Origin of the sequence: Spirosoma sp. KCTC 42546 (genome assembly GCF_006965485.1) — a bacterium.
Taxonomy (GTDB): domain Bacteria; phylum Bacteroidota; class Bacteroidia; order Cytophagales; family Spirosomataceae; genus Spirosoma.
Map to the genome: position 1 here is coordinate 7,653,671 of NZ_CP041360.1, position 21,483 is coordinate 7,675,153.

At 50.2% G+C, this 21,483-nt stretch carries 19 protein-coding genes; 7 read left to right on the forward strand and 12 right to left on the reverse strand.

The features are described 5' to 3' along the window. Positions 1-40: 40 nt before the first annotated feature. The 4 genes from egtB to EXU85_RS31150 form a co-directional block, all read right to left on the reverse strand. Entirely contained in the window at positions 41-1,255 is a 1,215-nt protein-coding gene (gene egtB, locus EXU85_RS31135) for an ergothioneine biosynthesis protein EgtB (RefSeq protein WP_142775816.1), read from the reverse strand. 123 nt (positions 1,256-1,378) lie between these two features. Continuing rightward, positions 1,379-1,651 carry a UBP-type zinc finger domain-containing protein gene (locus EXU85_RS31140; protein ID WP_142775817.1) on the reverse strand — a complete coding sequence of 91 codons (273 nt, stop codon included), beginning with the start codon at positions 1,649-1,651 and terminating at the stop codon, positions 1,379-1,381. Positions 1,652-1,724: 73 nt separating this feature from the next. After that, positions 1,725-3,386, reverse strand: coding sequence for an FAD-dependent oxidoreductase (locus EXU85_RS31145; RefSeq protein ID WP_142775818.1), 1,662 nt, complete (start codon positions 3,384-3,386; stop codon positions 1,725-1,727). A 94-nt stretch (positions 3,387-3,480) separates the two neighbouring features. Next, positions 3,481-4,896 (reverse strand): ATP-binding protein, encoded by a 1,416-nt coding sequence (locus EXU85_RS31150; protein ID WP_142775819.1) that lies wholly within the window; start codon positions 4,894-4,896, stop codon positions 3,481-3,483. A 127-nt stretch (positions 4,897-5,023) separates the two neighbouring features. Between EXU85_RS31150 and EXU85_RS31155 the strand changes: the two genes are divergently transcribed. Together EXU85_RS31155 and EXU85_RS31160 are read left to right on the forward strand one after the other, a co-directional pair. Beyond that, positions 5,024-5,968 carry a ChaN family lipoprotein gene (locus EXU85_RS31155; protein ID WP_142775820.1) on the forward strand — a complete coding sequence of 315 codons (945 nt, stop codon included), beginning with the start codon at positions 5,024-5,026 and terminating at the stop codon, positions 5,966-5,968. A 134-nt stretch (positions 5,969-6,102) separates the two neighbouring features. After that, the gene (locus EXU85_RS31160; RefSeq protein WP_142775821.1) at positions 6,103-6,867 is read left to right on the forward strand and encodes an SDR family NAD(P)-dependent oxidoreductase; all 765 of its coding nucleotides are present in this window, start codon (positions 6,103-6,105) and stop codon (positions 6,865-6,867) included. Positions 6,868-6,923: 56 nt separating this feature from the next. Here the strand turns inward: EXU85_RS31160 and EXU85_RS31165 are convergent, their stop codons facing one another. Next, the gene (locus tag EXU85_RS31165) at positions 6,924-9,371 is read right to left on the reverse strand and encodes a glycogen debranching protein (protein WP_142775822.1); all 2,448 of its coding nucleotides are present in this window, start codon (positions 9,369-9,371) and stop codon (positions 6,924-6,926) included. Positions 9,372-9,448: 77 nt separating this feature from the next. Further along, the gene (locus EXU85_RS31170; RefSeq protein ID WP_142775823.1) at positions 9,449-10,510 is read right to left on the reverse strand and encodes a hypothetical protein; all 1,062 of its coding nucleotides are present in this window, start codon (positions 10,508-10,510) and stop codon (positions 9,449-9,451) included. A gap of 81 nt (positions 10,511-10,591) precedes the next feature. On the opposite strand from EXU85_RS31170, the gene EXU85_RS31175 reads away from it, so the two are divergent. From EXU85_RS31175 to EXU85_RS31195, 5 genes are all read left to right on the forward strand, one after another. After that, a complete protein-coding gene (locus EXU85_RS31175; RefSeq protein WP_142775824.1) occupies positions 10,592-11,809 on the forward strand; it encodes a GlmU family protein in 1,218 nt (405 codons plus the stop codon). Positions 11,810-11,872: 63 nt separating this feature from the next. After that, positions 11,873-12,991, forward strand: a complete 1,119-nt coding sequence (gene holB, locus EXU85_RS31180; protein WP_142775825.1) for a DNA polymerase III subunit delta' — start codon at positions 11,873-11,875, stop codon at positions 12,989-12,991. Positions 12,992-13,081: 90 nt separating this feature from the next. Beyond that, positions 13,082-13,555 (forward strand): RimK/LysX family protein, encoded by a 474-nt coding sequence (locus EXU85_RS31185; protein ID WP_246859319.1) that lies wholly within the window; start codon positions 13,082-13,084, stop codon positions 13,553-13,555. Between the two features lie 62 nt (positions 13,556-13,617). Continuing rightward, positions 13,618-14,526: a 30S ribosomal protein S6--L-glutamate ligase gene (gene rimK, locus EXU85_RS31190; protein WP_142775826.1), complete on the forward strand. Its 909-nt coding sequence runs from the start codon at positions 13,618-13,620 to the stop codon at positions 14,524-14,526. Between the two features lie 104 nt (positions 14,527-14,630). Next, positions 14,631-15,182 (forward strand): hypothetical protein, encoded by a 552-nt coding sequence (locus EXU85_RS31195; protein ID WP_142775827.1) that lies wholly within the window; start codon positions 14,631-14,633, stop codon positions 15,180-15,182. 218 nt (positions 15,183-15,400) lie between these two features. Here the strand turns inward: EXU85_RS31195 and EXU85_RS31200 are convergent, their stop codons facing one another. The 6 genes from EXU85_RS31200 to EXU85_RS31225 form a co-directional block, all read right to left on the reverse strand. Next, positions 15,401-16,159 carry a DUF3575 domain-containing protein gene (locus tag EXU85_RS31200; RefSeq protein WP_142775828.1) on the reverse strand — a complete coding sequence of 253 codons (759 nt, stop codon included), beginning with the start codon at positions 16,157-16,159 and terminating at the stop codon, positions 15,401-15,403. A gap of 37 nt (positions 16,160-16,196) precedes the next feature. After that, positions 16,197-17,300, reverse strand: a complete 1,104-nt coding sequence (locus EXU85_RS31205) for a hypothetical protein (protein WP_142775829.1) — start codon at positions 17,298-17,300, stop codon at positions 16,197-16,199. A 96-nt stretch (positions 17,301-17,396) separates the two neighbouring features. Further along, positions 17,397-18,245: an outer membrane beta-barrel protein gene (locus tag EXU85_RS31210; protein WP_142775830.1), complete on the reverse strand. Its 849-nt coding sequence runs from the start codon at positions 18,243-18,245 to the stop codon at positions 17,397-17,399. Positions 18,246-18,362: 117 nt separating this feature from the next. Further along, the gene (locus EXU85_RS31215) at positions 18,363-19,079 is read right to left on the reverse strand and encodes a VIT1/CCC1 transporter family protein (protein WP_142775831.1); all 717 of its coding nucleotides are present in this window, start codon (positions 19,077-19,079) and stop codon (positions 18,363-18,365) included. Positions 19,080-19,156: 77 nt separating this feature from the next. Beyond that, complete coding sequence (locus EXU85_RS31220; protein ID WP_142775832.1) at positions 19,157-19,840, reverse strand: PepSY-associated TM helix domain-containing protein; 684 nt, start codon at positions 19,838-19,840, stop codon at positions 19,157-19,159. After that, entirely contained in the window at positions 19,785-21,308 is a 1,524-nt protein-coding gene (locus EXU85_RS31225; RefSeq protein ID WP_142775833.1) for a DUF2271 domain-containing protein, read from the reverse strand. Before EXU85_RS31225 ends, EXU85_RS31220 begins: the two co-directional genes overlap by 56 nt. Positions 21,309-21,483 lie beyond the last annotated feature (175 nt).

Consider the following 21,483-nt stretch of genomic DNA (forward strand, 5'->3'; position numbering starts at 1 on the left):
CCCGCCCCCTGCTCAAACCTCCATGCGTCCTGCACCAAGCTCATTTCGCCAGGCGTATCCCCGTGTATTGCCATCGTTTGTCTGGTTGAAAAAAATTACGATACGTAGATCTCGAATGCCCTTCGGGAGTAGCCACCGAAGCTCCCCGTAGCACCATTTGTCCACTCATGAATTTACCATTGTATTCGCCCACAGCGCCCTCAGCCGTTATGAATCCCGGATAGGGTAGATAAGCGGAGTTTGTCCACTCCCAACGCGAACCCCAATTAAGTTGATCAGCTCCTGAATCCACGGCGGCCGAGTCCACGGCGGCAACTTCCCATTCAAATTCGGTGGGCAGTCGCATACCCCGCCAACGAGCGTAGGCATCTGCTTCGTAGTAGCTAATATGGCAAACGGGAGCAGCTAGGTCGACGGGTTGGAGTCCACCAAATGTATAATTCCACCACTCGCCATCAATCTGATGCCAGTATAAAGGAGACTTAATAGTGTTGATGTTCACCCATGCCCACCCATCCGACAGCCAGTGTCGAAAGTTCTGATAAGCACCGGCTTTAATAAACTCCAGGTATTCCCCATTTGTGACCAAATTTCCAGCCAGCGTAGTTTCGTTCAGATAGACCTTATGTCGGCCCAGTTCATTATCGAAGCAGAACGATTCAGGGTTGTCTGCTGGACTCGAAGATGAGGGATAGCCAACCCAATAGACGCCTTCCCTAACTACAATTGACGGGTTGAGCGTTTGCACTTGATGCTCAAAAATGGGCATCTCAATAGCTGGCAACAACGGATTATTGCCCAGAATGTACTTTATATCAGTAATGAGCAACTCCTGATGTTGCTGCTCGTGATTCAGACCCAACACAATGAGTGTCTGAAGGTCGGGAGGCAGATTGGTGGTGTTTAAGAAGTGGCTCATGTGCTCATCTACATAAGCACGATAGGCATATACGCCTGACACCGTCGGGCGGCTCAGGTTACCCCGATCTGTTCGCAGTACCCGCTTCCCAACCGTTTCGTAGTAGCTATTGAATACATAACTGAAATCATCGTGAAATGTACGATAACCGTGTGCGTTTGGGACTAGAATAAATGTTTCCCAGAACCAGGTTGTATGCCCCAGATGCCATTTAGGCGGACTAACATCAACAACGGGCTGCACAACATAGTCTTCTGTTTCAAGCCCTTTGCAAATGGTTTCAGAATGTGCCCTTACCCGAAGGTATTGTTCTGTAAATGTCTGTTCAGCAATCATTCAGAGGCTTATTGTTTACGGTATTAGGTTCACGGTGTGGGGCACATCAGTTGCTCGGCAAATCCTCCGTTGCGGTCAGCCACCGTAAACCTTATATCGTAAACCGAATACCATTCTCCTTGTTCAATACCCGGCCATTTGCTCATCAACGAAGCACCAGAGCCACCGTTCGCCAGGCTCTGACGAGATCACAACCGGATGCTCGCTAGCCAGAAAATGTTTCGTTGCGTGTTTGTTGGGCGATGAATCGCAGCAGAGCGTTGTCCCGCAGGTTTGGCAGGTCCGTAAGTGTACCCATGAGTCGCCGGTTTTGATGCACTCTTCACATACGTATTCGCGAGCGGTGCGGATTTCCGTCAGAGAAGCCAGGTGGTCGCAGATAGTTTTTTTGAGCATGGGATAGGGGGTTATAGGGTATGGTATAGCTGACGCAAAAGCAATATATCATACACCTTATATCATACATCCGTTAAAATTCTGCCAGGTATTTATGCACAAAGCTCACAGCCATGGCACCCTCCCCTACGGCTGAAGCTACGCGATTCATGGCACCAGCGCGTACATCGCCAGCGGCAAAAATGCCTGCGCTGCATGTTTCGAGCAGGTATGGCTCCCGGTCATGTTTCCAAACCTGTTTAAAATCAGCGTAACGAGCCAGATCACGCCCAGTGGCAATAAACCCTTTGGGATCTTTAATGATGTTCATCTCGATCCAGTCGGTGAAGGGTTTTGTACCGATGAAAATGAATAATCCAGCCGCCTTCACCGTCCGACGTTCGTGCGAATCCATATTTTCCAGCACCAGACATTCTAACTGTTCGTTACCCAACCCCTCAACCACTTCAGTACAGCCTAGGAGGGTAATGTTTGGAGTCCGGTTGATCTGGTCAATAAGATACTGCGACATAGTTTCGGACAAATCGGGCCGACGCACGCAAATAAACACCTCGGACGCAGTTCTGGACAGATACATAGCACCCTGGCCCGCGGAATTACCCCCGCCAACAATATAAACCGGCTTCCCTTTAAAGGCATAGGCTTCAGTAGTAGCAGCTCCGTAATAAACGCCAGCCCCCGTAAACTTATCGAGGCTTTCGTTCTCCAGTTTGTGGTACGCTACACCCGTGCTCAACACGATGGCCCGCGCAACTACCTCGCTGTCGTCAGACATTTTTATGTGCTTGTACTGTCCCTGCGATTTAATCGATACCACCTCCTGAGGAGCCAGAAACTCGACGCCAAATCGTTGTGCCTGGGTAATGGCACGTCGGGTGAGGTCGGCACCGCTCAGGCCGTTAGGAAAGCCAAGATAATTTTCAATCCGCGAACTCGTACCCGCCTGCCCACCGGGCGCACGTTTATCGACCAGAATAGTTTTTAAGCCTTCGGAACCCCCATAAACGGCAGCGGCCAGTCCGGCGGGGCCAGCCCCAATAATAGCCAGATCGTACAAATCCTGGGACGCTTTGGGTTGTAACCCCAATTTGCCACCCAGTTCAGCAATGGTTGGCTGCGTCAGTATTGAGCCATCGTCAAGAACAACAACGGGTAAATCAGTTCGGCTTAGACCGTGTAAGTCAATCAGTTCCTGCGCCTGAGGGTCGTTTTCAATGTCGAGCCACTGATACGGGAACAGGTTACCCGACAGGAAATCCTTTAACTCATGCGACTGCGAGGAAAACTGGTAACCCACTAGTTTTAATCCGTCAAAAGCGGGTCGATAGTCAGAAAACCAGTCGCCGAGCAGATCGTCCAGAACGGGGTAGAGTTTTTCTTCGGGCGGGTCCCAGGGCTTGGCAATGTAGTAATCTAACTGAACCTCATTAATGGCCCGCACAGCCGCATCGGTATCCGAATACGCGGTGAGCAACGTTCGTTTGGCATTCGGGAACCACTTACGAGCCTGGATCAGAAACTCAACGCCCGTCATATCCGGCATTCGCTGATCGGATAGAAACAGGGCTACTTCTTCTCCCCGTTTCTTCAACTCAGGCAGTGAATCAAGCGCTTCCCGAGCCGAACTGGTGGCCATAATCCGGTATTTTTTTCGATACTGCTTGCGCAAATCCTGCTGGATGGCCTGCAATACCTGAGGGTCGTCGTCAATAGCAAAAATGATAGGAAGGCGCATAGTATTTAATGTAAAATGAATAATGAATAATGATAAATGAGGCATTCATGGAAGGCAGAATCATTATGCATTTTCCATTATGCATTGTACATTATCATTCGACTGGTAAACAAATACTAAACTCTGTCCGGCCGGGTTCCGACTGGACTTTGATGGAGCCATTATGGTGTTTTATAACGCCCTGCACAATATCGAGGCCGAGGCCGGTACCTTTGCCAATCTCCTTGGTTGTAAAAAAGGGCTCGAATATTTTATCCTGAATATCCTTCGGAATACCCGTTCCGTTGTCAATTACTTTGGTCAACACAAACTCCATGTGCTCCTCCGATCGGCGATCCACCTGGCTACTAATTTCCAGTTGACCGCCATCGGGCAGGGCATCAATGGCGTTGTCGAACAGGTTGGTCCAGACCTGGTTCAGTTCGCCCGGCCAGCCACAAACAGCAGGCAGATCATCGGGCAGATTGAGTTTTACGCCAATGTGCTTACTCTTAACTTTATGATCTAACAGGATAAGCGTATTACGAATACCCTCTGCCAGTTGAATACGCTCTTTTCCCACACCCCGATCCATATGGGTGTAGTTTTTTATCGAATTGACCAGTGTTGAGATTCGTTTGGATGCCTCGCTAATATCCAGCACCAAATTTTCCGTTACCAGATTATTAACCAACCAACTAATCACACCGGCCAGATTATCATCCCCAATTTTTTCCAGAATCCAGTCCAGATCAGCTACGGTAAAACAGTACTCAACCAATGGTCCGGCCAGATCTACGGAATCATCAACTCCATGATCGTCGAGCCAGTCGGTAAGGTCATCTTCAAGACTACTCCGCTCAAGCAGGGTTAGTGGTTTTGCCGCACCCTTTGCCAGACACTGATCTAATTTCCCAAAAAATACGGTATTTACGGAGTCTACCTGTTCATCGGTCAGCTTGAGATGCATGATGGTTTTAAAGGCCTCAGGCGTAGCCCGCATATGCGTTTTCAGCGTATCGGCAGATCGTACGACGGCGGCTACCGGGTTGTTCAGTTCATGCGCCAACCCGGCCGATAAACGCCCAAGTGACGCCATTTTCTCGTTCTGCTGCGTCAGCTTGGTAAAATCCCGAATGCGGGTGTTCATTTGATGAACAAACGTTTCGGTGAGTTCATAACAACTATGAATCAGATCAGGCAGGTGATCGCGGTGAAGCCGGAGTACATGGGTGGTCCGCTCCGCCATCATCCGATTCGGGATGCTTTTCATCCTTGAAAACGGCAGAACACCCAGAATAGAGTGGTCCTCATAGGTGATTAACTCGTCACCCATACCATTGGAGCCCGATTCGATCCGAATACGCCCTTCCAGCAATAATACCAGATAATCAACGGGTTCATTCGGTTTATAAATAACCGTTTCGGCAGGAAAACTAACTTCTTCAGACCGATCAATAAGCCACTGAAGCTGTTGATCAGGTACCTCAGCTAATGCCGGAAACTGCCGCAGGGTTTCTAGTAAATTCATTGGGAAGAGAGGATTAACTACCAAAAAGGTAACGAATTGTTCGGACGATTGGTTACAGAATTGACTGATTGGCTAATAACTTCCCAAAAGTTCAATACTTTCGGGAGGCTGAACATTCTACTTTCTCATGCGACCTATTCTTGTCTTACTTTGTGTCCTGGCGTTTGCTTTCCGTGGTCCTGACCGGCCTGCCTACCGCCTGTATACGCAAAACCTAAAATCGACCACCTACGCCAAATTACTTCGTCAGGCTACCGAGGCCGATGTGGTATTTTTTGGCGAACTGCATAATGACCCCATTTGCCACTGGCTTGAACTCCAGCTCACCAAAGATTTACAGGCCGCAAAAAAAGGCAATCTGGTTCTCGGTGCAGAGATGTTCGAGTCAGACAATCAAACTGCCCTGAGCGATTACGTACAGGGAAAAACCACGGCGAAAGAACTGGCTACACAAGCTCGCCTGTGGCCCAACTTCACGACCGACTATAAGCCCATTGCCGATTTCGCCCGCGAGCAACATATTCCGTTTATTGCCACGAATGTACCGCGTCGATACGCTCGACTAGTATCTCGTCAGGGGTTATCCGCCCTTGATACGATTTCTGCCGAAGCGAAGCGTCAGGTGGCTCCCCTGCCGCTAACCGTCGACCTGACCCTACCTGGCTACAAAGCCATGATGGACATGATGAGCTCGCCAGCACCAAGCAGCAGTACAACGACCAGTGGAACAAGCACTTCTACTACGGCAAATCTACACGGAACAACCAGCGACATGACGGCCAATTTTGCCCGCGCCCAGGCCATAAAAGACGCTACGATGGCTTATTTTATTCAGCAAAACCTGAAACCGGGCCAAACGCTCCTGCACTTCAATGGCGATTATCACTCTAAAAACTTTGAAGGAATCGTCTGGTATCTGCGCCAGCAACAATCCACCGGAGCTACCCGACCGCTCAAAATTCTGACGCTATCTTCGGTGGAAGTATCGGACATTGATAACCCCGCCAGTGAGAACCGGAATCTGGCCGACTTCGTGCTGGCCATCCCTACCGACATGACGAAAACGTATTGATAGTGGCGTTAAATAAGTTTTAAGGAAAATTTTATTTGTTTACGGTTTATGGTATTCAGTCTACGGTTGGCTGACGCATATGTTCTTACGCGTCAGCCAACCGTAGACTGAATACCATAAACCGTAAACTATTCATGCTTAAAGACTTATTCAACCTTTCTGGCAAAAACGCTCTGGTGACTGGCTCCAGTCAGGGTATTGGTCAGGCGATAGCAATGGCCCTGGCCGAATTTGGCGCGACGGTGCTCATACATAACCGACACGGTGATGAAGAGGCTCAACTGGTAGCCAACCAGATTCGACAACAAGGGGGTAAAAGTGCGGTAATTGGGGTTGATTTTAGCGAAGATGATGCTGTCGAATCCCTATATCGACAGGCAACTGAACCCTTTGGCCCCATCGATATTCTGGTGGCCAACGCGTCGGTACAGGTACCAAAAAAGTGGGAGGATACTACGGTCGATGATTTCGATAAGCAGGTAAACGCCAACTGGAAATCGACGCTCCTGATGATACAACGGTTTGCACCCGCCATGGCCGAGCGCGGCTGGGGGCGCATTCTGACCATTGGCAGCATACAGGAGTTGAAACCACATCCCGCCATGCTCGTTTATGCAGGCACCAAAGCAGCAGTAGCCAACATGGTTCGGAATCTGGCCCTGCAACTGGCCGACCAAGGTGTTACAGTCAATAACCTCTCCCCCGGCGTCGTCGACACACCCCGTACCAACGAACCTACCCCACCCATTCCCGACAAAATCAGTCAACGCATGACTATTCCCATTGGCTCCGAAGGGCAACCCGAAGACATTGCCGGAATGGCCGTTCTTCTATGCTCCAACGCAGGCCGCTATGTAACAGGACAAACCATTTTTGTGGATGGCGGAATGGGGTTATGATAGGATGGGGCGGGGGTTATGCACTAGCTGGGTCTGGGTGTCTATGTCTATCAGACTTATTGCAAACGCACGCGGAGTGAAGGCCCATTTAGCTCAACAAAATCAGAATCAGCATTGCTCTGCACGGGCACCTTTTTGCCGTTTACCTCCCAGTTCCGGTATTTGCCTTTTGGGAAGGTCAGCCTCACGGTCCAGTTGGGTTGTTTTTGAGTGATCGACAATGTCAACTGCTCGCCCGCTTTGGCGTAGCCCATCGACAGCATGTTGTCGCCCATCGCCACGTTGGCAACGCTGGCTTTGTCCCAGGCACCGGGCATTTGCGGCTGAACTACAATTAATTTACGGGACGCTTCGGGGCGAATACCAAAAAATTGCTTGATGATCGGTACGGCATAGCTGTACATGTTCCAGGCCTGCGTAACCATGCCGTAGTCCGGCGACACTTCGTAAATAGAGCCCGGAAAGGCGTAGCTAAATGTTTTGGTCATTCGTTTCAGATAGCCCAATGCTTCGTCGGGATGGCCATAATTGTTTTCTCCAATCGTGGCCACACCCGTTGGTAAGGTCATTACCGCGCCGGTATAGGTAAATACTTTCTTGTTCAGGGTGAATGACCCCTCGTCGTTTCCGGCCGACTCGTCGCGGTCGATACCCGTAACAAACAGGCCAAACGGGTTCGTAAATTTGCTGGCCGTTTGAAGCGCAATAGCCGCCTTGCCGGGATCGGCGACCCCCGTTTCCATGGGCGTGTTAACCACCCAGTTATGGTGCAGCACAAAGCCTTTTTTGGTATCCTCGGGCAATAGATGCAGCTTTTGCCGGGTGGCTTTCAGTTCCTCCACTGCCCAGGGTTTGTGCAGCGTATCGGCCCGAACAATGGCCCCTTCTACAAGCTGCAAAGCCTCGGCTTTTGTCCCGATAAAATCGGCATACGAACCGCTTTCGGGCACCCAGAAATCGGTATTTATTTTTGTTTTCAGGGTAGCGGCTTTGCGCTGATAATCCATCGCCAGCGTTTTGTCGCCGAGTTCCGATGCCATATAGGCCGCATTGGCAAAAGCCTCCTGCGTATACACCGCCACATCGATCATCTCGCTGTTCATGCCGTGTATTTCCATCATACCGAAGCCATCGGGAAGCAGGTTTTTGTCTTTATCATTTTCCGCCAGCAACCAGGTCATCCCCTTTTTCACCGTCGGAAAATACTTGCGAAGAAAATTTTTGTCACCGGTCCATCGGTAGACTTCAGCGATCATGCTGGCAAACTGGGGTACTTCGTTCAAATTGCCGGGATTGAAAACCGCGCCGTTGGTCGATACTTCGTGAATGATCCGTCCGTTGCCATTTTCCTTTTCAGATATTTTATTCAGCAGGTCGACGGAATCATACACCAGTTGCCGGTTTCCCGTTGTGATCAGACCCGACAGGGTGTAGCAGCCATCAGCCCCAAACCACCATGGATAATCGGGCAAACCCGCCGACAACCCCCGACCAATTTCGGGCACTTCGCGAATCAGCCAGTCGGTATTGTATTTCACCCAGCGAAACGCCTGTTCCAGCTTTCTATCCGGCACATGTACCGATGCCAGTTGGTCGATGGTGGCGTACCGGTTTTTCTTGCCAGCCAGATAGGCGTAGGCATTTTTCTGAACGTCGGCAAAAGTCCGGTTGGCCGCTTCGGCCGATTTGTAGGAACCGGCAATGGTAATGGGCAGTTGTGTTTTTCCGTTGGCGGGCACCGTGATCGTGTACACTAGCGAAGCAGCACACCCCTGCCCCGCTGACACAAACTCACAGCCTTTGTTTTGATGATGCTGGCGGGCGGGAACATTGGCACCAAAAGCCACGAACCAGTCATTTTTTTGATCCTTCGCCAGCCACGACTGATTTTTTGCCTGCCAGGTTGCCACATCCGGCGCATCAACCATGTTGGTTCGTTCGCCCAGCCAGGTCGGACGCAGATCCGTATGGGCTGTCCAGGTAAACTGAAGCGTGAGCGGCTTTGATTGCTTGTTTACAAAGGTATATTCCACCACCATACCCTCTTTGTTGTCGGGCACAAACTGAAAGCGCTCCACGTCCAGCCCGTCGGTCACCCGTTGGTACAGGTGCTTATTGGCAAACGGATAGTTGATGAATGTATCAGCTTTATCGAGGCAAACCGCTTGTTGACCGATGGTAACCGAGGCCGTGAATCCATCCAGTAACTTGATCGGATGATCCCAGATTCCGCCCATTTCGCCCGTTATGTGCCAACCCAGATCCGGAAATTTACCGTCCTGATGCCCAACCATGTACAACCGATTGCCAGCCGTTACGAAAGGCGATGCCAGGTATTCTTTCTTCCCGGAAATAGACTCGACTTGCTTCACAAGCCCCTGAAGCGGTTGCTGCGCGGCTGTTTTCTGATTACAGGTTAATAAAAGGGCAACTGCAGCTAAGCTAGCCGTAGCGAGTTTATGTCTACGAAGAGTAAGTAAAGCCGACTGGCCATGTGTTTTCATGAATTATGCAATTATATGTTCGTAAAGTTACGTCTTTATAAATAGTTCGCTTACTCTGTCTGGCTCCACTTCTACGTTCATACATCATACATAACAACGTATTCCGCCACCAGCGCCCAGCAGTGAGCCTCGCATTGCCAGCGCATCTGCGTAAGCGGACGGTCGGCGAACCGGCGCAGCCAGGGCTGTTCGTAGGCCGTGAGCAAGCCCGCAATGAAGAAGTGAAAGGTATCGAAATCCTGTTCGATCTCGTTGAGATTGATGGCGGGCACCGGTTCGCCCAACCACCCCAGTGCCGTTGCCAGCAATAGTTGTTCCACCCGGTTCGTGGCATTAGTCAACTGGTGATGCGCGTCGGCGATCAGGCGGGGGCGAATGGGTTTCAGTTCGGAAATAGCAAAAGCGGCCATCAATCGCGCCAGGTGATAGATAATGAGTGACGTTCGGGCGTAATGGGGCGCACAGCAGAACGGCTCCGATACGTACCGGCCCGACTCGACCACCAGCCGTAGATAGGTCAGCGAATCCGTATCGTGCTCATTCATCGGCAATTTGTACTGATAAATACAATAGAGCAGGTTACTCAACGCACAGGCATCGAAATCCACGCCCATGTTTTTGCCGAACCAGGTTGAGTAAGCGCGTAGCTGCCGGTATTCCGGGTACGTATTCCGAATCTGGTGTCGCTGGCTGCCGTTGGCGTGCTGGCTCAATTTATCTTTCAGCCAAAGGGCCTCCGACTGAGGTTGTGTTGTTGTCAGGTACACCATAGCCGTATCGTCGATGTCGTCGGGGATACGGAAATGCTCAAAACGGTGGAACAGATAGCCGTTCGGGAAGTGTCGGGAGGGGCGCGTAGGCCAGAAGTTGTAGGTATTCAGGCCGTCTTTATTTCGAAAAATTGGGTAAGTAATTGTGGCTCGTTGCGTAATCTGATCAATCAGCGTTTGGGCGATAGGCGATACTCTGGCGCGTACCGTTTGTAAAGTAAACACGGTAATGGCCGTAAAGAAAACATTCGTATCTGCCCGCCGGTAGCCTAGTGCATCATTCCGACGTACCGACGGGAACAGGCCATCCTTACCCTGCAAATAGGCAATGCGCTGAATGATGGTGTCGATAGATAAGGCAGTCGTCATTTTGGTAAAAGTACTCTTTCATGTATTCTCTTTTTACAGATTAAGGTTAGATATTTGCCACTAGATCCATTGACGTACTCAATGCCAAACCTGATTTTATTTGACGACCCGGTTATCCGAACTGCGCTGCTGCCCTTCACCTTCACCAGGCCGGTAGCAGGCATCCGAATCGGCATCCAGACACTGGCCGAGAAGTGGGCCGATGTGCTTGGACAGCCCGGATCGTTTTTAACCGAATCCTATTTACAAGCCAAATTCCCGCAAAACGCCGGAGACGATAACTGGTATGTTAATGGCGCGGTTTGCCCCACATCAGCCTTGCAGGAAGCTATTTCTGCGCTGGCATTGGGTGCAGGACTCATTACCGCGGATGGGGTCGTACTGGTCGTTCGAACGAGTAGTCCACTGGCTACCCCGCCAACCGTGGATGATGCGTACGACTTTCAGACATTTTCCGACCCGCTCACGATTGTCTTTAATCCGTGGGATATTTTCGTGCAGAATGGCGATCAAATCCGTGCCGACTTTGCTCGCTTAACCGCCGGGCGAACCTCAACACCGATTACCGACCCATTTACGCGTTGCTACGCTCCCGAGAACATTTTCGTAGAGCCTGGTGCTACCATCCGGGCGGCTATCTTAAATGCAGAAGGTGGGCCGATTTACATTGGCAAAAACGCCACAATTAGCGAAGGCTCCATTGTGATCGGGCCATTTTCGCTGGGCGAAGAATCAACAGTAAATTGGGGTGGCAAAATGCGTAGTAACACCAGCATTGGCCCATTCTGTAAGGTTGGGGGCGAAGTAGGTAACTCTATTTTCTTTGGATACAGTAACAAAGGCCATGACGGGTTTCTCGGAAATTCTGTGATTGGCGAGTGGTGTAATCTGGGCGCTAATGTGAACAACTCAAACCTAAAAAACGACTATAGTAACGTTAAACTCCACTCCTACGCAACCGGCCATCTCGAAGATACAGGGCGGATTTTCTGCGGCCTGATGATGGGCGATTTTACCAAAGCGGGTATTAGCACCATGTTCAACACAGGCAGCGTTGTGGGCGTTAGCGCCAATGTGTTTGGCAGCGGATTTCAGCCAAAACATATCTCCTCCTTTTCGTGGGGGGGCGCTATAGACGGTTTTGCTACTTACCGACTTGAGAAAGCTCTCGAAGTAGCAGCCGAAGCCTTCAAACGACGAGGTAAGTCGTTTGACAAACAGGAAGAGGCTATCTTACGGGAAATTTTCACGAAAGAACGAACTCGCTCATTTGATAAGCCATCCCGCTTCGATTTGTAGCCTCTCGCAGCGTACAAACTACATGGACATTGAGGGCCGTTCTGTTTGTTCTACCCTGATCTTATGCAATTTTCCGAAATAGTTGGCCAGGACGAAACCAAGCAAATGCTGTTACGGGCGGTTCAGACGAATCACCTCGCCCATGCGCTGCTGTTCGATGGACCCATGGGCGGTGCTAACCTCGCACTAGCCCTGGCAATGGCCCAGTACGTCAACTGCGAAGACAAACAACCCAATGATTCCTGCGGACGGTGTGCGTCCTGTGTGAAAGTTCAGAAGCTCGTTCACCCTGATCTACACATGGTTTTTCCGGTGGCAAATCTGGCCAAGGGAAAAAATTCAGAAGCGTATTTAATCGACTGGCGGAAATTCCTGATCGAACAACCCTATCGCAGCTTACCCGAGTGGCTTGAAACGATGGGGGCCGATAATAAGCAAGGCAATATTTCGGCCGAAGAAGCCCGAAATATTCTGCAAAAACTATCCCTGAAAGCCTACGAAGGAGCGTACAAAATCATGCTCATCTGGCTCCCCGAGCTCATGAACGTGACCTCGGCCAATGCCCTGTTAAAAGTATTGGAGGAGCCGCCTGCCCAAACGCTGTTTCTGCTCGTGACCAATCAGCCCGATAAGCTGCTGATCACGATTTTGTCCAGAACGCAACGGGTAGCCGTGCGCGCCTTTACCGATGAGGAAGTGGCCACCTACTTACGCCAGCACCTGAACCTCGATGAAACCACCGCCCGACGTCTGGCCTACCTGGCCGATGGTAATCTGGCCGAAGCCCTGCACCTAATCCAGCACGATACGGCATCAACGGATCAGCATACCTGGTTTGCCGAGTGGATGCGAACCTGCTACCGACAGGATTTAATTTCGCTGGTTAAACAGGCCGACCAGTTTGATGGTTTCAGTAAGGAAAAACAGAAAGGATTACTAGAGTACAGTATCCGTCTGTACCGCGATCTGTTTCTGTGGCAGCAGGGAGCCGCTGAATTACTACGGTTGCCAGATAATGAACTGGCGTTCGTCAAAAACTTCTCTAAAATACTAACAATCAACCACATCGAGCACATCGTGCACGATTTAAACGAAGCTACGTACCATCTGGAGCGCAACGCCCGCGCCAAAATGATTATGCTAGATATATCACTCACATTCAGTCGCTTGATCCGCGTATAATTGTTTGAACCGGGCCGCTGGTGCGGTTGGAGTTTGATGTTTCATACGTCAGTCAACTTCAAACACCAAACCTCAGACTCCAAACTATTTATGACTCCCCGAACGCCTAAGCCAAAACAGATCATCGGCATGACGGACCTTGTCGACTTCCCGGACCTGGGCCTCTTCGATGTGCAGGCTAAAGTCGATACAGGAGCTTATACATCATCGTTACACTGCAAAGATGTTCGGCTGGTCAAGTCGGGCGTTCGCCGGATTTTAAGCTTTTTACTAATTGACAAAAACGGAGAAGAGGAACGGCCCTATTATAGCGACCAGTTCAGCCAACGCATGATTCGCAACTCGTTCGGTGTGGCAGAAAAACGGTATGTTATCAAAACCCGAATCATCCTGTTCGGGCGCACAATTCGGGCAGAGTTCACGCTTGCCGACCGGGAGAATCTCAAGAATCCAGTGCTGCTGGGTCGTAAACTGCTTCGTAATCGCTTTATCGTAGACGTTTCTCAGAAAAACTTATCCTATCAGAAAAAAAGCCGTCAGTTATCAGTCGACAATGGCCAGTAAGACGGGCCAGTACCGTTTACTCACCATCCTTACCCGCTGACGGTTATCGACTAACCACTTTTATGCGTATTGCCATTTTATCGGCTAAGGCCGATTTATATTCTACTCAACGACTTCTCGAAGCCGCCAGTCAGCGTGGCCACGAGGGAATTGTAGTTAATCATTTGAATTGTCAGGTCATGATTGAAGGCGGCAAGCCTTCGGTACTTTACCAAGGCCAGGAACTGGATTCGCTCGATGCGGTGGTACCGCGCATTGGAGCTTCCGTAACTGACTACGGTTGTACGGTTGTCCGGCAGTTTGAGATGATGGGCGTGTTCACAACCGCCAAATCACAGGCAATTCTGCGCTCGCGGAACAAGCTGCGGAGTTTGCAAGTCCTCTCAAAAGCGGGGGTCGGCTTACCCAAAACAGTGTTTGCCAACCATCCTAAAAATGGCGACATTACTCAACTCATTCAGCTCGTTGGCGGCCCGCCAGTAGTGATTAAGTTACTGGAAGGAACGCAGGGCATTGGCGTTGTGCTGGCCGAAACAACCAAAGCGGCCAAGTCCACCATCGAAGCCTTCTACGGCCTGAAAAAGAACGTGTTAGTCCAGGAATTTATCGCCGAGTCCAAAGGCTCCGACATTCGGGCGTTTGTCATTGGCGGGCGCGTAATAGGTGCCATGAAACGGCAGGGCGTTGAAGGTGACTTCCGGTCCAATATTCACCGGGGTGGCAATGCTGTTTCGGTAGCACTTACTCCGGAAGAAGAACATACCGCCCTGGAAGCTGCCCGCGCATTGGGCCTGAAAGTAGCCGGGGTTGATATGCTCCAATCGGAACGTGGCCCGCTGGTGCTGGAAGTCAACTCATCGCCAGGGCTGGAAGGCATCGAAACCGCCACAGGAACCGACGTTGCTACCCAGATCATTGCCTACATCGAAGACAAAATCCGCGCCGACGAAGGGGACACGGTGGGGGTTTAAAAGTGATAATGAACAATGGATAATGTAGAATGAACAATGTAGTTTTACCCATTATTCATTCTACATTATCCATTGTTCATTTTACATTATTCATTGTTCATTAAATGGCCCTCGACTCTGATCTAAAGAAAGCTATTGTCCGAATGTCGGGCGTGGAGAAAGATAAACTATTGCTCCGTCTGATTGCGAAAGACGCTGTGCTTACAGAACGCCTTCAGTTCGAGCTGGTGGAAGAAGGTAAGACGATTGATGAACGGCGTGGCCTGATCCGGGATTTTATTGACCGAACCGCTAATCTTCATGCTGATACACCCGGCTGGCTCATGATGGATATGCGCACAGTGAGTGGTTACATCAGTCGCCATCTAAAGGTTACGAAGGATAAATACGGTGAGGTCGAACTGATGCTATATATGCTCAATACATTCTACGACCACAATGCTCATCTGCTTCAGAAGTACAACTCCCGAACCGACAAAGCAGCCGAGTACGTTGCCAAACGCACCGACCAGGTCCTGAAAAAAGCCATCAAACTCGACCCCGATTACCACATCGAGTTTGCCGACGAGATCAACAAACTCCTGAGTTGGGTTAACTATACGGCCTCAGCGCACTATGCTCGCCAACTGGGCCTGCCCAAGGAGTGGCTGGTGTGAGATTTTCACGGTCTTCCCTTTTGTTAGCATGCCGTAGGTATGCAAGAATAGATGTGGTGGCACACCTACAACATACCGAATAATCTCTGGGATACTTTTTTACTATAAACATTTGATCGCTAAGCGATCACGATCAGGCCGGGTTAACTCAATAAACTACCAACCCAACTGGCAAGGGTTATTACCCACGCCAACCAGAAGCCAATGAAACCTGCTCGTCAAAAACTATACGCCAACGCCAGCCCAAATGCCCGAACGCCGTAGTAGGGCCCGTTTAAAGTAGCGGTGATGGTTGGTAGATTCAGGGATGATTGCACTGTGTAGAGTGGCAGTTGCGTATTGTCGATATCGCTTTTCAATTTCACAATATCGGCCGGTTTCAGACTGGGCCAGAGTGGATCTTCTCCCGTGAACGTAGATTTCACATTTGTGCCATAGAAGGGCCCCAGCAACCACAAATCGAGGCCGATGTGTTTACCAAATAGCCATTGGTAACCCAGCAAAATGCCAGCTCCTCCCCCACTAAAACTAGCATTCAGATGCGCATGGTGTAGAATACCATCGCTGGGTGTATAGGTATAATCATTGCTGATATCCATACTGGCGTACCGCACGAAGGGGGCAACGTACCAGCCCGTGGGCGCGTGCCCCGCCAGATATAGCCGGTATTCGAGGGTTGCAATTCGCTTGGTAAACAGCGTCGTTTCAATCGCCCGTCGGGCATCCTGATTATCCCCATATTGATTCAGAAGTGCATCCTTGAATGGCAGTGGCGCATCGGACGAAAAACTACCCGAAAGCGTCAGGGAACTATGTCGATTTAAAACGCGCTCAACTTGCGCGGTGTAACTATTGACAACAACACCCGACATATTAAACTTAACAACAGTCCGGTTCGTGAGTACCTGCGCCTGTGCATTTATAAGGCATAGCTCAATAGCCAGTAAAGTCAGCAGCAAACGTGATTGGGTTTTCATACAGTTGATTGTTTATGGGTATGGGAGGATTCACTATCTATTGCTGAATGACGATTTTCCGAATGGCCTGGTTAGTCAGATCGGCTACGTACAACACGCCCTTGCTGTCAATCGTAATAGACCGTATGTCACTAAACTTGGCGGTCGTGCCCGTACCATCGGCATAGCCCGTACCACTGCCAGCAATCGTCGTTACGGTACCATCGGGCGTAACCCGACGTATTAGTGTATTGTCTGCTACGTACAGATTTCCTTGTTTATCAGCCACTAAGCTGGTTATATTTCTGAACGTAGCAGCTGATCCTTTGCCGTCGGCAGTACCTAATACTCCCGGCTGGCCCGCCAGCAAACTGACCACACCTGCCGGAGTGATTTTTCGGACACAGGCATTGGCATCCCCTACGTACAGATTACCATCGGTATCAAAGGCGAGTGCATCAGGGTTACTAAATTGAGTAGCACTCAATGTCCCATTGGCGTATCCTCGTGTGCCGCCCGCAAAAATGGAGAGGTTACTAGCGTGGAAAAGTCGAATAGCTGTGCCGTCGGAAATGTAGATATCACCGTTTGTTGCGGCAGCGAGACCATAAAAACCCAGCGGAGTACCAATCCCAATCGGTACGATAGCCGTGGTACTAACGACACCTGACGGCGTAATTTTTCGAATGGCAGCCCGAGTGGTACTGTTCTCCGACAGGAGTAGGTTTCCCGCTACATCACGACTCACATAGGTACCACCTGCCAGATAGAACGAAGCAGTCGTCCCCGTTCCATCGGTTATACCAACGGCTCCACTTCCAGCTAGTGTCGTTACAGAGCCTGTTGGCGACACTAGCCGGATGCGGCCATTATTCAGATCAACCACATAAATATTATCGGCCAAATCGCACACCAATGCCGATGGATTTTTAAAGCGGGCAGCAGAGCCTGTTGCATCTACATAACCTTCTGCGCCATTACCAGCCAGTGTCGTAACGATAGCCACACTGCCTGCCGCGGCCGTCGACGAAGGAGGTGAAGTTGTGGTAGAAGATGGCGGAGTTGTGGTACCAGGCGTAGGCGAATCGTCTTTTTTTGAACAATCGACCAGTAGCAGGCCTAAGATTATTGTTAGTAAGCAGCAGCTAAGGATGTATTTCATGGGTTGGATATTTTATTGATTTGTCCAACAAAACACGGTTACCGTACCCCTGCACACAATAGTTAGTACTAACTACTTTACCGATAGGTCAATAGCTTATTTTTTGCGCAGCTTGTCTACAAATGCCTTGAGTGGATAAGCAATGTTGAGGCTCAGCGACCGATTTTTAGTCTTATCATCCCCAGCGCCGGGGTTAATATTGAGTAAACCTACTTCATACTCCAGGCTCAGGCGCAACCCCTGTTCTAGCTGATAGCCCGCAGTAAGTGCTACTCCCGCATCGAAGCGACGGTAGCCATTGAGTTTGTCGAAAGCAGCAAAGGAATCAGAACCACCTTGATAGGTATAGCTGGTTTTTCCCCATAGTCCATACCCCAAGTAGATACCCGGCCCACCAAACAGGCGACCTTTGCTGTTGGGCAGGTCGTAGTTATAGAGTGCGTAGCCCATTGTTTCCAGATAGGTCATGCGCGTTTTAGATGTACCGTAGCCGTCCTCATCTTTGCCCCCTTTGCCAATAAGTTGAAACCCGTAGAGTAAGCTGACATGGCTCAGAAACGGGGGCTTGTCAGCCGGTGACGTGGGGCCAGGCAGATTGGTATTGGCCGCTAACAGGGTAGCCGGATCAGCGGGAATTGGCGTGCGATAAGACTGAGTATTGTAGTAATTGAAAATCTGATTGATCATCCCCTGGTTATTAAACTTTATAGCGAGGTTAAGTACCAGCACATCGCCAGGATGATTTCTCAGATTATTAAGACCGGGAGTATACTCGTAAGAAGGCCCGGATAATCGCAACCGGGCTAAATCAATCGAAGCAGACAGGAACGTTTGAATTTTTTTATCCAAGTCGGTTGGCGGCCGCTGCGGAATCATTTGCCCCCAACCAATCCGCGACGACACCCAAATCAGCAGTACCAACAATCCACACGTAGCGTTTTTCATGACCGAAGTAGTTTTGGTTGATCCACCAAAATTCTACTATCTCAGTCCGCTGTCATATAGTTAGCACTAACCATTTTTAGTTAAAAACGGCTTCGTGTACGTGGATATGCTAACTCCTTACCCAAACAATCGGGCTACACCAAAGGCGGCTGCGGCTGCCAGTGCACCAATCAGCATCACTTTAAACGCACCACTAACGGGTGGCTGTCCGGTAACTTTGCTTTTGAAATAGCCGAAAATAAACAAACAGATCAGCGTTACCCCAGCCGAGTACAGCAACGCTTCGTGAGGCTGCGTGACCAGAAAATAAGGTACCAGCGGCACCAAACCACCCACTACATAGGATAGGCCAATGGTTAAGGCACTTTTCGTGGCCCGGTTCGGATCGGGTTCGTCAAGTCCCAGTTCGTATTTCATCATAAAGTCTACCCACTTCGTCTTGTCTTTGGCCAGCTCATCGGCAATAGCCACTTGCAGCGCAGGACTTAATCCCATGTCGGCAAACACATCGCGAACCTCTTCCTTTTCACGTTCGGGTACGGTTTCCACCTCCATCACTTCGCGTCGTCGCTCCGATTCGTAGTGATCAGCTTCCGTACGGCCCGCCAGATATCCGCCCAACCCCATGGCAATGGAACCGGCAACAATCTCGGCAATTCCGGCGGTAACAATCAATGACGAGTTAGCTACGGCTCCACTCAGGCCAGCAGCCAGAGCAAACGGGACAGTCAGTCCATCGGCCATGCCAATGACTATATCTGAAATAAAATCTGAACTCTGGAGGTGTTGTTCATGATGGGGTCCGTGCGAATGGCTATGACTGGTGTTTGACATGTTCTTCTTGACGAATAGCCCGGGTTAACGAGTATTTATGGCGGGTAAAGGTACCGATAACAACCGTACATACCCTATCAGCGGATGCCGATAGCATAGACCAAATACACGATCACGAAACCTACTATAACGACCATTAGCCCAGCTAACCGGCGTTTTTTCAGAAAGAGTAACAAAACTAACCCTGTTACTGACACCAGCGCCATAAAAATGGCAGCTCCGTCAATTACCAGTGACCAGCTCTTACCCGTATCCCGACCTTTGTGCAGATCATTAATGACCGCCACCAGGCCCATGCGTGTTTCGGTAAGCTGGTACGTTCCTTTCTCTCGATCAATCGTGGCATCGGCCGAGTAGCCCGGCCCCCGAAACGCTATTGAACATTGACGGTCGTCAATTCTGAAATCACTAACGGCCCCTTTAATACTGTGGCTACTCCGCAGTTGCTCCACAATGCCCAGTTTATTTATGGCCGACGTATCAGGCGTTTTTACCCAGGCCAACGGAACCTTGCCTTTATAATCAGTCGTACTAAACTGATCGTCGAACCAGTCGGCATGGTTAAGTGTAAGGCCCGTTACAGCGAAAAACAGGACAATGACGAAACTGAACACCGACAAATACAGATGAAGCCAGCGGGTTAAAGCTGCTCCCCCGAGTTTCCAGACCGGCTTACTTCCTGAACTGGAACGAGGCTTTGGCGAATCAGCGGGCGTCACCTTTTTTGCGATAGTCCAGGGCTGCGGTTGCAATTTCGACATTACCAGGAAGCGTTTGTTGTTTAAGTTTTCCGTTGAAGTCCATGGCCTGCCGGATGATCTGGTAGGAGCCATGTTCTCGGGCAGCTTCAATGCAAATGGTATATTTCGCCTGCTTCACGTATTGCCCGGCATTATCTTTCCCATCCCATTGAAGTGAATACTCCCCTGGCGAACGGGTTGCGCTACTGATCGAATTGGCGTCGAAATCAGCGTTGCGCTGCATTGCATAAAAGTCACGCAGTTCAGGCAGCCAGCGTGGTTTATTATACCAAAGCGCCAGATTCCGAACTGGCTTTCCATTTTCATCCTCGATCCATACCGCTACAAAAGGCCGGTGCGAACGTCCCTGAAACTGGGGCAGTTCAAAATTAATCAGCAACTCCTGGTCGGGGTTCCATAGCTTATCTTTCTGTGGAGACACGCTCATTAAACGCGCCGTCTCTATTCTGTTAGTTACGAGTTGTGCTGGCATTGCCAGGCCATTCCAGCCGGGACTGGTGTGCTGTAGACCATCGGATGTTACAATAAAGAACTCCGTATTTGGAATAGTGGTGGCCAGTTGTGCGCTCTCAATAGGCGTCAGAATGTTAAAAGCCGTTGCCAGTGCACCTGCCGTTACAGCATCAGGATGCACGACGGTGGCACTCGCAATAGCATTGGCAGGTTGGCCTGTTCGGGGATCGATGATGTGCGAATACCAGGTGCCGTCTACCGCCACACCCCGCCGATAATTACCGCTGGTAGCAACAGCCTGATTCTGGATGGCAATACGTGCCAGCGGTTCGCTGTTTTCGGCCGATGCCCGGGGATTAGCCATTGTAACCGGCTCGGTCCAGTTACCCCGAATGACCAGATCACCACCACCATTGAGTACCACAGCCTGTACATCAGCAACGCCCAGAGCTGCTTCAGCCGCCCGGTCAAGTACGTAACTTTTAGCAAATGTGTGTAACCGAAGCGATGCCTGACTCAATCGGGTAGCGGTCTGGTTGGCTGGATCGAGTAGCCAATGCCGTTGTTGCGTGGTGGCCAATGCCATACCCAGGTTTGCTTCTGATGGCAGTGCATTCTGTTTAGCGGCCTGTTGCCAGAGCTGACTGATGTGTTCAGCACTCGCATTGATGACACCTCCCGTTAGGTCAAGCCACCTATCGAACTGGCTCAAAACAGCAAAAAGATCGCTGGAAACGGGGACTGCGGTATCGTTGGAATTCAACCATTGACTGAATTCACTATCGGGACGATGACTGCTCAACACCTGACTCAATCGGTCAATTTCGGCCAGAGCTGCCTGCTCAGCCCGTTGGGCAGCGGTGTACGAATTGGCCAGAGCTTTCAGCGTGAACGAGGTACCCAGCACGTTTTCAACATGGCTGATATACATGCCTACGCCTTGCATAGGGAGGTTTGCCGTAAGACCAGGAGCCAGAAGGGCATAACCGGCCAGTCCAAGATTTAATGCGCTCATCAGGTTGCTTATACTAGTGGTTGCAAGTCTATTGTGTCTATAGAACGCTGATTTCTATGATTCTGGGCTCCGGATCGGCTAAGATTTATGCTGATTTGAATGGAATAAAAAGAACTGTTTTCTAGCCAAGGATCACCTTCTTATTCATTTTAACTGATTACATCATAATCAAATC